General features: G+C 32.2%; 11 protein-coding genes, 1 rRNA gene and 1 pseudogene. 6 read left to right on the top strand and 7 right to left on the bottom strand.

The window, feature by feature from the left end; translation table 11 throughout:
- A 5S ribosomal RNA gene (gene rrf / locus VLC96_RS09820) occupies positions 1-95 on the top strand; the annotation flags it as partial.
- Complete coding sequence (locus VLC96_RS19115) at positions 81-1544, top strand: MATE family efflux transporter (protein ID WP_414655568.1); 1464 nt, start codon at positions 81-83, stop codon at positions 1542-1544. The genes rrf and VLC96_RS19115, both read left to right, overlap by 15 nt.
- Before the next feature lie 162 nt (positions 1545-1706).
- Here VLC96_RS19115 and VLC96_RS09815 read toward each other — a convergent pair whose 3' ends face one another.
- Positions 1707-2354 (bottom strand): endonuclease III domain-containing protein, encoded by a 648-nt coding sequence (locus VLC96_RS09815; RefSeq protein WP_325262530.1) that lies wholly within the window; start codon positions 2352-2354, stop codon positions 1707-1709.
- 24 nt (positions 2355-2378) lie between these two features.
- Positions 2379-2816 carry a DUF4268 domain-containing protein gene (locus tag VLC96_RS09810; protein ID WP_325262528.1) on the bottom strand — a complete coding sequence of 146 codons (438 nt, stop codon included), beginning with the start codon at positions 2814-2816 and terminating at the stop codon, positions 2379-2381.
- An 89-nt stretch (positions 2817-2905) separates the two neighbouring features.
- On the opposite strand from VLC96_RS09810, the gene VLC96_RS09805 reads away from it, so the two are divergent.
- Positions 2906-3559 carry an NUDIX hydrolase gene (locus tag VLC96_RS09805; RefSeq protein ID WP_325262526.1) on the top strand — a complete coding sequence of 218 codons (654 nt, stop codon included), beginning with the start codon at positions 2906-2908 and terminating at the stop codon, positions 3557-3559.
- Between the two features lie 96 nt (positions 3560-3655).
- The gene (locus VLC96_RS09800; RefSeq protein ID WP_325262523.1) at positions 3656-4465 is read left to right on the top strand and encodes a lysophospholipid acyltransferase family protein; all 810 of its coding nucleotides are present in this window, start codon (positions 3656-3658) and stop codon (positions 4463-4465) included.
- A gap of 59 nt (positions 4466-4524) precedes the next feature.
- On the opposite strand, the gene VLC96_RS09795 is transcribed toward VLC96_RS09800, so the two are convergent.
- The 3 genes from VLC96_RS09795 to VLC96_RS09785 form a co-directional block, all read right to left on the bottom strand.
- Positions 4525-5178 (bottom strand): DUF8845 family protein, encoded by a 654-nt coding sequence (locus VLC96_RS09795; RefSeq protein WP_325262521.1) that lies wholly within the window; start codon positions 5176-5178, stop codon positions 4525-4527.
- Positions 5175-5678, bottom strand: a complete 504-nt coding sequence (locus VLC96_RS09790) for an RNA polymerase sigma factor (RefSeq protein WP_325262519.1) — start codon at positions 5676-5678, stop codon at positions 5175-5177. The genes VLC96_RS09795 and VLC96_RS09790 overlap by 4 nt, the downstream gene beginning before the upstream one ends.
- Before the next feature lie 249 nt (positions 5679-5927).
- Entirely contained in the window at positions 5928-6989 is a 1062-nt protein-coding gene (locus VLC96_RS09785; RefSeq protein WP_325262518.1) for a DUF3810 domain-containing protein, read from the bottom strand.
- Positions 6990-7123: 134 nt separating this feature from the next.
- Here VLC96_RS09785 and VLC96_RS09780 point away from each other — a divergent pair, with 134 nt between their 5' ends.
- A complete protein-coding gene (locus VLC96_RS09780) occupies positions 7124-8587 on the top strand; it encodes an aminoacyl-histidine dipeptidase (RefSeq protein WP_325262515.1) in 1464 nt (487 codons plus the stop codon).
- An 86-nt stretch (positions 8588-8673) separates the two neighbouring features.
- Here the strand turns inward: VLC96_RS09780 and VLC96_RS09775 are convergent, their stop codons facing one another.
- Entirely contained in the window at positions 8674-9897 is a 1224-nt protein-coding gene (locus VLC96_RS09775; protein ID WP_325262513.1) for a porin family protein, read from the bottom strand.
- A gap of 403 nt (positions 9898-10300) precedes the next feature.
- Between VLC96_RS09775 and VLC96_RS09770 the strand changes: the two genes are divergently transcribed.
- Positions 10301-10786, top strand: coding sequence for a hypothetical protein (locus VLC96_RS09770; protein ID WP_325262511.1), 486 nt, complete (start codon positions 10301-10303; stop codon positions 10784-10786).
- A gap of 348 nt (positions 10787-11134) precedes the next feature.
- On the opposite strand, the pseudogene secA reads toward VLC96_RS09770, so the two are convergent.
- Positions 11135-12072: pseudogene (gene secA / locus VLC96_RS09765) on the bottom strand (preprotein translocase subunit SecA); the annotation flags it as partial.

The following is a 12072-nucleotide window of genomic DNA, read 5'->3' as shown; positions in this document are numbered from 1 at the left end:
GGCGGGGCTCACCTCTTCCCATCCCGAACAGAGTAGTTAAGCCCGCCTGCGCAGATGGTACTGCAGTTATGTGGGAGAGTATGTCGCTGCCTTTCTTTTTTAAAAACCCTGTTTCTATTAGAAACAGGGTTTTTTGTTTTATATTAATTACTATATTGTCAGTAAGGATTAAGAAGTACAACATGAATAAAGAAAAACTAGTGGACATGACTCGTGGGCCTATTGTTCCGCAAATTATCCATTTTACCTTGCCTTTAATAGTTGGCAATTTTTTTGTTTTAAGTTACAATGCTGCAGATTCCATTATTGTGGGACGTTTTGTTGGGGCTAATGCTTTAGCTGCTTTAGGTGCAGCTAGTCCCGTTATGAATATGTTACTTTTTTTGATTATCGGTATATGTTTGGGAATGTCGGTATTGATGGGACAATATTTCGGCGAGGGTGATATCGTTAAACTCAAGAGAGTTGTTTCTACTTCTCTAATTTCGGGAGGAATTTTTACACTTATAATGGTAATTTTTGGTTTTTTTTCTTCTAGAGTTATACTTACTTTGTTGCATACTCCTATTGAAATTCTTGATGATGCAATTACTTTTCTGCGAATCATTTTTATAGGTTTTATTTTTTCTTTTATATACAATATATATGCTTCTACTTTGCGAAGTATGGGCAATTCAAAGGCATCACTTTATTTTTTGATAGCTTCAGCGGTATTGAATATAGGAATGGATTTTCTTTTTGTAGTAGTTTGGAAGAAAGGAGTGGCAGGAGCTGCTTGGGCTACTGTTATAGCTGAAGCTTTTGCAGCACTCTTTTGTGTTTTATATGTAAGAATGTATATTCCTATTTTAAGATTTTCAAGACACGAATTTGTTTTAGACAGAAGTTTATTAAAAATAATTTTCAGTTATAGTTCTGTTGCAGCGATGCAGCAAATTACATTGCATTTGGGAAAATTTTTGATTCAAGGTGCGGTAAATCCATTAGGAATTGTTTCGATAGCGGCTTTTAATGCTGTAACTCGTATTGATGATTTAGTAATGATTATACAACAAAATATTGGTCATGGAACAACTGGATTTTTAGCTCAAAATAAGGGGAAAGGAAATTTTAACCGGATTCGAAAAGGATTTTTGACGGGATTTAAAATAGAAGTTATTTACACGCTATTGATTTCGGTAGTTGTGTTCTTTTTTTCTCGTGAAATAGTGAGCTTGTTCGTTGGGAATGGAAACGTTAAGGTTGTTAACGAAGGTGAAAATTATCTAAAAGTGATGGTGTTACTTTATTTATTACCAGCAATTACAAATATTATTCAAGGATATTTTAGAGGATTAGGTATGATGAGAATTACTTTAAATTCAACTTTTACGCAGATCGTAGGGAGAGTTATTGCAGCTTATTTATTGGCTCCTTATTTTGGTATAACAGGTATAGTTTTGGCTTGTTTAGTGGGATGGATTTGTATGTTGATTTATGAATATCCATTGTTTGTTAAGAGCTGGAAACAAAACACTGAGAGTATATCTAATGAAAACATTTAAGAACTGACTAAAAAAAGTTAGACAAAAAATTCGTTTTGAAACCTAATGTGCATGAGGGATGGAAATGGCATCCTTTTATTTTGCTTCTTTAGCAAAATAAAAGATATAATGGACAGCCCGACCCGGAGGGACATGCCCAAAAATATTTTAAAACTTAATAATTTAATTTTGATGATGAAGTTTGTAGTACATACAAATATCATTTAGAGGACATTCTTCACACTTAGGTTTTGGTCTGCAAATTTCTCTGCCTAGAAATGAAAAAGCCATGCCAATTTCTCCCCAGATGGATTTTGGAAGGACTTGCATCAATTGCTTTTCGACTTTGTTGCCGTCTTTAGATTCTTGAATTAGTCCGATCCTTGGAGCTACGCGAATTACATGTAAATCCGCAATGATTCCTTCAGGTGGCACGCCCGCTTCGCGCATGATGACATTGGCAGATTTTCGTCCAATTCCTTTTAAATCTGTCAATGTTTCCATTGTTAATGGAATTTTTTTGTCGTCTTTAATGGTTTGCGCAATTTCTATTATCCAATTGGCTTTTGTGCTGTAATTTCGAACTTTGGAGATATGTGGAATTAGTTCTTCGACGCTTGATGATGCCAAACTTTTCATATTTGGAAAACTTTCGAACAAAGCAGGAGCTATAGAATTAATATTAGCATCTGAATCTTGAGCAGAAAGGATTACCATAATCATTAGCTGGTAAATATTTTTATAGTCTAATGGATGTTTTCGACCTTTATATTTTTTAAGAATTGGAGCTAATTTTTTTTCCCAATCATCGGTTTTTTCAAATAATTCCATATTGAATAAATTAAATTGCTTTTCTTATTTCTCGATATCTTTTATGAACTCATCATATTCCAAATAAAACATTTCTAAGGCATTCATTTTTTCATAGAAAAAATCAAATATCTCATCCCAATATTTACGGTTGCTTACGCTTACATTCAGTTTTTCGACCCAAATGCGACTAATGGTTTTGCCATTCTCTAGAGTGAAATTTTTCTCAAAAACTAAATCTTTGATGAATTCTTCTTCAAGTATATTTTTTAGGGCTACTAATTTATCAAAATATTGCATGCGTAATTCAGTATTTCGCATTTCGATATCAATATGTACTTGGGCTTTAGTATTTTCTACGTAAAATTTAAACGAGAAATCTTTTATTTTAGTGTCGTACAAAACCCATTTGCGAGGATATTTTTGAGCAAATTCTACCCAAAATTCTTGTTTTAGTTTTTGATTTTCAGCTTTACTGTACATATAATTGGGTTTTGAATGTTTAATATTTGTTTGTCACTTTTTTCTAAAGTATATTTAGGTATTATTATTTGCAAAAATAACCTTTGATTATGGATTTTCAAGATTTTTTACAAATTGTTCCTCATTTGAATGCTGTAAATCTTCCTGGAGTAGAGGCACACAATATCATGGTGCCCGAAGAACGTCTTAAAATCATAAAAAATATAAATTTTGAAAAAATAAATCCTAAAAATGCTGGTGTATTGATGCTGATTTATCCAAAAAAGGGTCAGACACATTTAGTTCTCATTGTTAGAAATTCTTATAAAGGTGTTCATTCTTCTCAAATTGCTTTTCCGGGTGGAAAATATGAAGATAAAGATTTAACTCTTAAACAAACTGCTTTGAGGGAAACATTTGAGGAAGTTGGAATTGATTCGGATAAAATACAGATATTAAAAGCTTTTACCCATTTATATATTCCGCCGAGTAATTTTATGGTTTATCCTTTTTTGGGAATTTGCAAAGAAGAAATTACATTTTACCCTGATCCAATCGAAGTAGCAGATATAATTGAATTGCCATTGTCTATTTTCCTAAGTGATTCTATAGTTGTTGACGCAAAAATTAACACTTCTTATGCTAATTCGATTGAAGTTCCTGTTTTTAAAATTGACGAGCATATTGTCTGGGGCGCTACAGCTATGATGTTGAGTGAGTTAAAGGTTGTTCTGAATTCTATTTTGAGTAAAATCAATTTTTAGATTATTGTCTTTTTGTTAAAAGAAAAGCCATTAATCTTTATAAAGGAAAAAAAATAGTAATTTTGCAGTCCCAAATCTTTAAAAACAAACAATCTTATGGGATTATTTAAACGAAATCCTTTTGGACATATACTGTTTATAAAAAAATGGTTGATTCGGATTTTCGGATTCATTAGCCACAGACGTTATCGTGGTTTTAATGAATTGCAAATTGAAGGTTCAGAAATCATTAAGACGTTACCTGAAACCAATGTTCTTTTTATATCCAATCATCAAACTTATTTTGCAGACGTTACTGCAATGTTTCATGTTTTTAACGCTAGTTTGAGCGGGCGTGAAGATTCTATAAAAAATGTTTGGTATATGTGGAATCCTAAGTTAAACATGTATTATGTTGCCGCCAAAGAAACAATGAATGCTGGGTTACTGCCAAAAATCATGGCTTATGCAGGTGCTGTTTCTGTAGAACGAACATGGAGAGCAAAAGGAGAAGATGTAAAAGAGAAAAAAGTCGTAAATCCAAACGACACCGAAAACATAAAAATAGCGTTGGATGATGGTTGGGTAATCACCTTTCCGCAAGGAACGACCAAGTCATTTAAACCAGTTCGAAAAGGTACTGCACATATTATCAAACAACATAGACCTATTGTAGTTCCTATTGTAATCGACGGTTTCAGACGTTCTTTTTGCAAAAAAGGATTACGTATGAAAAAGAAAGGAATTCTTCAATCTATGATTATTAAAGAGCCTTTGGATATTGATTATGATAATGACACAATCGAAGAAATTGTTGAGAAAGTAGAATATGCCATTGAGCAACATCCTTCGTTTCTAAAAGTGATTCCTGCCGAAGTACTCAAAGAGCAAGATGAATTAAATAAAACCAGACAGTGGAATTATTAAACAAAAAAGAGGCGTAAAAGCCTCTTTTTTTATTGTTTTTCAATTGTTGTCACACATTTTTACAAATCTATTTTCTTTAACTCTTCATAATTATTTTGCAAACGCTTTAATAAAATTCCGTAGATTAATTTATATATCAGCCAGAAAGCAAAAGTACATATCGCTGTGGCAAGAATCAATACAACAAACGAAATTAAGGCGATATTTAATGGCATTTCAGGATGAACGACACCATTTTTAGAAGCACCTTCTAAATAGCCTTCATGAAAAAAATAGCCACCAAATACGATTATAAAGACTGCAAAAAAGGATAAATTAAATGCAATATATTGTTTTACAACTTTTCTTGTTTTTAATATAGTCGAGATAAGTTTCTTGGTGTTATCATCCACCGCAATTTTGCGATACATAGTGTAGAACCTAAAAATAAAATATAATACCACTATATAAAAGAGTATCGTAGTTACAATGTAATAACTGTATATCTTTAAATGTTTAATTAATTCTATATTTTTTTCGTCATATTTAGTAAACGACAATACTAAACCAGAAAATAATCCTAAGCCAAGTTCAATAATACTCACTATAAAAATCCACTTCACTATTGAAGATGACCTTTTATGAATCATTGTGTATATTTCTTTTTCCGAAACCTGTGCAAAAGAATCTGAGTTTTTTTTCCAGTCTTTTTTTAATAAATCCAACTCTTTCATACGCCTAATGGATTTAATATTTTTTTTAATTTCCCTTTAATTCTGTTCATTTTTACCCTTGCATTCACTTCACTAATCCCTAAAGTTTCCGATATTTCACCATAATCTTTATCTTCCAGATACATAAACACCAATGCTTTTTCAATGTCATTCAATTGATAAACCGCTTGATACATTAATTTCAATTGTTCTTCCTCTTCATAATTGTATTCAATATCATGTGTAAAATGCTGCCGTCCCTCATACTCAACCGTTGCAATGCTGCGTTTGTTTTTGCGATATAAAGTAATGGCAGTATTCAAGGCGACTCGATAAGCCCAAGTAGAAAATTTGCTTTCGCCTCTAAATTTTGGAAAAGCCTTCCATAGCTGAATAGTGATTTCTTGGAACAAATCCTTGTGGGCATCCTCACCAGCTGTATATAATCGACAAATTTTGTGGATTATATTCTGGTTTTCCTGTAGTTGCTTAACAAAAGAAGGTTCTAAATTTTCACTCATATTTCATTAGTACACCAGAGGTATATTTTGTTACAAAGTACTAGTTTTTTTTAAAAATAATTAGGAGCACAAACTCCAGTTTCAAAACAACATTAGTCCCGCTATCCGTTACAATCTTATTGCCCGAACCACGGTCAATAAGGATTTTCACTACTATCGGGGCTATTTTAGAAATTTAGTTTTTCAAACGCGCAAATCAATAATCTGTATTTATTTAAATTCTCGCTTACAATCCCTTCGATACACAACTCAAAAATCTCTTTTCTGATAATAGTTAACCATCAGGTTCACGAATTTACTGTAGCTATCCATTCCATCCTTTTGCTGATTAATCTTTAAAAAACGATCATAAAAAGCATGAAAACCAGTTTCAATCGGCGTTTGATATTCTTCCCAAAAATCCTCACTTTCCTGATAGTTTTTTAAAATTCCCGGATGAACGGTCTTAAGTAATTGTTTCAACACTTTTTCATCCCTTGCCTGCCAATTACCTAGACAATAACGCAAAGCCATACTATATCCCGAATATTGAAAATATAAATTATCATTTTTGATGGAAGATAAAAAACCTATGAAATTGCATTCGCTTTCGCTGGCATAACCCATTTGGTGTGCCATTTCATGATTTGTTGTCATCGGGAAACTGTACATTGGCCCTAAGTAATTTACTTGGGCTTCGTTGGTAAACGGATTCAAATAGCCACCAAAACCCATGTATGTCAGTGGTAAACTAAAGAGAGATTTCTTGATACTCAAATGCGAATAAGTGAAAAAGTTATATTCTCTCGCGAGGTTTTTATATCCATTTTGGTTCATCTCAAAAACCTGATTTTGAGAATAAGGAAAAACTACTTTTAAACTATCATTTTTTGTAATCAGCCTTTGAACTGTATTTGTTTTTGCGATTAGCTTTTTGGTGAAAGCTAATAAATCGGCATCTGTATAATCTCTTTCAATGACCATTTTTTCAAATAAAGGTTCGCGGTAATAATTGAGAGCCCATAGAAAATGAAAGAAAAAATAAAAAATAGATAAAGCGCTCAAAATGCTTAAAAGGTTATTTTTCCATTCAGTTTTCCATGATTTTCTCTTTTTCCAAAACCATTTTATCAGAAGGATAATTAAAATAAAATAAATAATATCACCTACCGAGAACGGAATTTTACCCAAAACAATCCTGGAAAATTTTGATAGATAAACATAAAATCCGTTACTGTAAATTTGTTCTACGGTTTCAGGAAAAAATCGGATGATTTTTAGGATTATGATTTGTACCAGAAAAAATATTGGGAGGATATAACTACGTTTCATTTTTTATAAATTGTATTGTAAAGAAACAAATTTTGAGGAATTATTTCTTTTAAAATAAATGAAAACTTTATAAAACTAGCTTGGGAGTTTGTAACTTTGAAGCTCATAAATGTTAAACTTCAAACAAAAAATAAATGAGTCAGGAGATAAGAAATCTAGAACCAAAAGCAATTTGGAACAAATTTGCCGATTTAAATGCAGTGCCTCGTCCTTCTAAAAAAGAGGAACGCGTAATAGAGTTTATGAAAAATTTTGGTGCTAGTTTGGGATTGGAAACTTTTGAAGATGAAATCCGAAATGTAATTATTCGTAAGCCAGCCACTCCAGGCATGGAAAACAGAAAAACTGTAGTACTACAAGGGCATTTGGATATGGTGTGTCAAAAAAATGCTGATACTGTTTTTGATTTTGATACTCAAGGAATCGATATGTATGTGGATGGGGATTGGGTTCGTGCTCGAGGAACTACACTTGGTGCCGATAATGGTCTAGGAGTTGCTACGATAATGGCAATTTTGGAAAGCAAAGATATTCCGCATCCAGCTATCGAAGCGTTATTTACGATTGATGAGGAAACGGGAATGACAGGAGCTTTGAATTTAAAAGGAGGGATTCTTACAGGTGATATTTTATTGAATTTGGATACTGAAGAAGATAATGAAATTGGTATTGGATGTGCCGGGGGAATTGATGTAACCGCTACTGCAGAATATGATGAAGAAGCAACTCCGGAAGGTTCGGTAGGATATACAATAAAAGTAAAAGGATTAAACGGCGGACATTCAGGAATGGATATTCATAAAGGTTTGGGGAATGCCAACAAAATTATGAATCGTCTATTGTTTGATGGCTTTGATAATTTTGGATTGCAAATTTCAGAAATTAACGGAGGAAGTCTTCGTAACGCTATTCCGCGTGAAAGCACTGCAAAAGTGATTATAGCTGCAGTTTATGACGAAGCTTTTGTGTTTGATATGCAACAAATTGTTAACGAAATCAAGACTGAATTTCAAACCACGGAGCCTAATCTTGAAGTGGTATTTGAAAAATTAGATACTGTTCCTACAAAGGTAATGCCACCAATAGCTCAGTTTTATTTTGTCCGCTCAATGTACACTGCTCATAACGGTGTTTATAGAATGAGCGCCGATTTTGAAGATTTAGTTGAAACTTCTAATAATATTGCCAAAGTTGAAGTAGGAGGAGGGAAGTTCTCTGTACAATGTTTAACACGTTCTTCTGTAGAATCTTCTAAGTTTGATTTGGCAAATGCTTTGCGTTCTGCTTTTGAATTAATGGGTTGTGAAGTAGAATTTTCAGGTTCTTATCCAGGTTGGTCACCAAATCCTAAATCTGAAATATTAGATGTTCTGGTTTCTATTTATGAAAAACAAAATGGTGAAAAACCAAATGTTGCAGCTTGTCACGCTGGTTTAGAATGTGGGATTCTAGGAACAAATTATCCTGATATGGATATGATTTCTTTTGGACCAACTATTCACGGTGCACATTCTCCAGATGAGAGAGCAAGTATTTCCTCAACTCAAAAATATTGGAAATTTGTATTGGAAATTTTGAAAAATATACCAGTGAAATAATTTTCTATGGATAAACCCTATTCGGTTTATTGTCCCGTCTGAAATAACTATACAATCGTTCTTTCAGGCGGGATATATTTTTACTTTTAAAATATCGAATAGCCTAATATAATTGATGTAGTTTTATAGTGAGAAATCCAATCGTTGTAATGTGCTAAATTATTTCTCTCTGTATGGTATCGCAATTCTATACTGTATTTATCATATAGTTTGTAACCTATACCAAAGGCAAAATTATTGCCATTGCTTATTTCTAGGGACTTGTAAACTGAATTGTCTGCCTTTTTAAATTCCAATGTAGAATCTAACACTAAATCATAAACAAAAGCAGCGTCTATAAATATTTTGGAATTCTTATTTAGAAAAAAATAATGTCTTACTCCAATAGGAATTTCAATAGAAGTATATTTTATTTCTGTTGTTAGTGGGCCCGCAACCAAAAAACTATATTTATTTGTTTTTTCTCCATTAAAACTTTGATAAGTGGGTTCCACCAAAAGAGTCCATTTGTTTTTATTAAAAGGAAAGATAAACTCCGCTTCAACTCCAAAACCGAAAGCTGATTTTTCCCCAAAATCGGTATTTGTTGAAAGAGTTACATCGTTATCTATATTTAAAGACGATTTGTTTAAACGAGGCCTCAGAGTTAAATTAAATAAATCTTTTTTTTGTAGTTGTTGCTTTACCTGATAATTGATATAGTCAGACTTACTACATTTATTATATTCGCAAAAGACGCTAATTAAACTATCTTCCCTATAATCTAATTTTAAAAGGTCTTCTGTTTTTATTGTTGAACATTTTAAATTATCCCATAATTGTTTTCTAAATAGATTATTTGCTTGGACTTGATTGTTAGAGTTCTTGTAGCTTTTAAAGATTAACTGCTCAATATTAGAATTGTCTATATTGTAAAAGAATTTCTCAACGCTCCCGCCTTGGTATAAAGTAGCTTTGCCTTCAACCAATACTCTTAAAAAAAGTTGCTTTTCATTGAAAATTGGATTTACATCAGTACTCAAATCGTTAAGACTTTCACTTGATTCATCTATGTTAACGGTTTTTCTAATAAATTTTGAGATATTGTAAATTCCAAACTCTTTGACGGATTCGATTCCAATTGTTTTTGCATCATCATTTTCAGATACTTTATATTTAAAATTAGTTGGATTTTGCGCCCAATCATTATTTTTTATAAAGCATTCAAATTTTTGGTCATAATTATTAATGAAATAGCCTTTTTCATATAAAATTTGAGAGTAACAATTAAGGGTTAAAATTGTTGTAAGAAAGAGTAAAAGTTTGTTCATTTAATTTAATGTTTTGATTATAATTGGTTTAGAAATACTAAACATTTTTTGCCCGCCATTTATGACAAAAAAACGCCATTTCTATGATAAATATAGCAAATTATTGACACGAATCAATCCATATTAGGAATGTGATTTTTATAAAAATCCTATAACCGTTTGACATGACCAATTGCATAATCAATGGCATACAAAGGAGATATATCAACAAAAAAGCAGACTATAGTTGTAGCTCGATTTGGTTAATAGATCTAATGATAATAGTAATGTTTTTTTCTCTCTAATATTTTAGTTAGTTAATATTGTTTATGCAAAAAAAATTCTACTTTAGAAGTATTGTTTTGCTAAATACTGAAAATCAGTATTGTTATAAGCAATATTAACTAACTAAATAATTAAAGCTATGAAAAAAAAATTATTATTACTGTTGTTTTTTGTTAGTACCATTACAGCTTTCTCCCAAACATCTGATGCTGAATTGGAAGCTATGGTTAACCTTTTAGTAGTACAAAAAAAAGAAGCTGTCGGTAAACTGATGAATATTCCTCCAAGTGATGCAGAGGTTTTCTGGAAAATTTATGATGACTATCAGTTGGAAAATAAAAAAACAACGTTAGAAAGGCTGAGATTATATGAAAAAACAGCTAATGCATATAATGATCTAAAACCGGAGTTAGCAGAATCATTAGCTAATCAGTATTTTAAAAACAGAAATGAGCAGGAAAATAGTTTGGAAACATATTATAAGAAAATTAAAAAAGCAACAAATGCTACTTTGGCATTTCAGTTTTATCAGGCAGAAGTCTATTTGTTGACTTTGGTAAGAGCACAAATCATGCAGCAAATCCCTACTTATGGGCAAGTGCAGCAAATGAATATTATAAAATAGTTTTACTATTTATCAAAAAGTGGTCAGATTCAGATTTTAGTATCCAGTTACTAAAATATGAATCTGACCACTAATTTTTTAGTCTCTTTTAGGGTTCTTTTTCTTTTCTCTCTTTTCTTCCTTTTTTTCTTTTGCGGTTTTAAGAGGCTCTTTTTTGACTGTTTTCTTTGCGTCTTGGCTTTTTGACATGATTATTTTTTTTTAGAAGTTTGTTTTGTAATTGATTGACTTTCTTTATTCAAGTAAATTTAGGGAATTAAATTTCACTTTGATGTTTTTTTAAAGTTGGGCACAAAAAAATCCCCAACTACTTTGTAATTGAGGATTTAAATTCAGGTCTATTTTTTATTAAGAAACCAAAACCCAAGCGCCACTAGCGATTAAACTTTCAGCTTTCTTGTATTTCATTTCTTGTTTTTGTCCATTCGCAACATTTTGAATAGTTACCGTATCATTGCGGTTTATTTTTGGTTGATCGCGAACGATAGTTTCAGTTACTTGACGTTGTTGAGTTTCCCCAGCTTCACGATTAGCACTTTCACTATTCGGAATTTCGTCTTTACTTAATTTGTAATCTTCTACTTGGCGCTCGATTCTAGCTTCTTCAATGACTGGAGCTTGTTGAGCTGGTAAATCACCTTTGAACAAGAATGAAATTACTTCTTTGTTTACATTATCAAGCATTCCACGGAATAAATTGAATGCCTCTAATTTGTAAATAAGCAATGGATCTTTTTGTTCGTGAACAGCCAATTGAACCGATTGTTTCAATTCGTCCATTTTACGCAAGTGTTTTTTCCAAGCTTCGTCCACAATCGCCAAAGTGATGTTTTTTTCGAAATCGGCAATCAATTGGTTTCCTTTGGATTCATACGCTTTTTTCAAATCGGTAACCACGTTCAAGGATTTGATTCCATCCGTAAATGGAACGATGATGCGCTCGAATTGGTTGTTTTTGTCTTCATAGACATTGCTGATAATCGGGAATGCTTCTCTCGCGCTGCGTTCTGTTTTCTCGGTGTAAAATGCCAAAGCTGCTTTATACACTTTTCCAGTCAATTCGATATCCGTCAATCTGTTGAACTCACTTTCGGTGACAGGTGAAGTGATGGAGAAATAACGAATCAATTCGAATTCGAAGTTTTTGAAATCATTGCTTGGTTTATTGTCGCTTACGATCAAGTCACAAGTGTCATACAACATATTGGCGATATCCAGTTTCAAACGCTCTCCAAACAAGGCGTGACGACGACGTTTGTAAACCACCTCACGTTGGGCATTCATTA

Origin of the sequence: Flavobacterium sp. (assembly GCF_035456085.1) — a bacterium.
In the GTDB taxonomy this organism is placed as follows: Bacteria; Bacteroidota; Bacteroidia; order Flavobacteriales; family Flavobacteriaceae; genus Flavobacterium.
Note: the sequence above shows the minus strand (reverse complement) of the source record. Positions and strands in the feature narration are given on the sequence as shown.

Bases quoted from the DNA above. Each gene is read 5' to 3' on its own strand.
- VLC96_RS19115 (WP_414655568.1), top strand. From the start codon at position 81: ATGTCGCTGCCTTTCTTTTTTAAAAACCCTGTTTCTATTAGAAACAGG.
- VLC96_RS09815 (WP_325262530.1), bottom strand. From the start codon at position 2,354: ATGGAATTATTTGAAAAAACCGATGATTGGGAAAAAAAATTAGCTCCA.
- VLC96_RS09810 (WP_325262528.1), bottom strand. From the start codon at position 2,816: ATGTACAGTAAAGCTGAAAATCAAAAACTAAAACAAGAATTTTGGGTA.
- VLC96_RS09805 (WP_325262526.1), top strand. From the start codon at position 2,906: ATGGATTTTCAAGATTTTTTACAAATTGTTCCTCATTTGAATGCTGTA.
- VLC96_RS09800 (WP_325262523.1), top strand. From the start codon at position 3,656: ATGGGATTATTTAAACGAAATCCTTTTGGACATATACTGTTTATAAAA.
- VLC96_RS09795 (WP_325262521.1), bottom strand. From the start codon at position 5,178: ATGAAAGAGTTGGATTTATTAAAAAAAGACTGGAAAAAAAACTCAGAT.
- VLC96_RS09790 (WP_325262519.1), bottom strand. From the start codon at position 5,678: ATGAGTGAAAATTTAGAACCTTCTTTTGTTAAGCAACTACAGGAAAAC.
- VLC96_RS09785 (WP_325262518.1), bottom strand. From the start codon at position 6,989: ATGAAACGTAGTTATATCCTCCCAATATTTTTTCTGGTACAAATCATA.
- VLC96_RS09780 (WP_325262515.1), top strand. From the start codon at position 7,124: ATGAGTCAGGAGATAAGAAATCTAGAACCAAAAGCAATTTGGAACAAA.
- VLC96_RS09775 (WP_325262513.1), bottom strand. From the start codon at position 9,897: ATGAACAAACTTTTACTCTTTCTTACAACAATTTTAACCCTTAATTGT.
- VLC96_RS09770 (WP_325262511.1), top strand. From the start codon at position 10,301: ATGAAAAAAAAATTATTATTACTGTTGTTTTTTGTTAGTACCATTACA.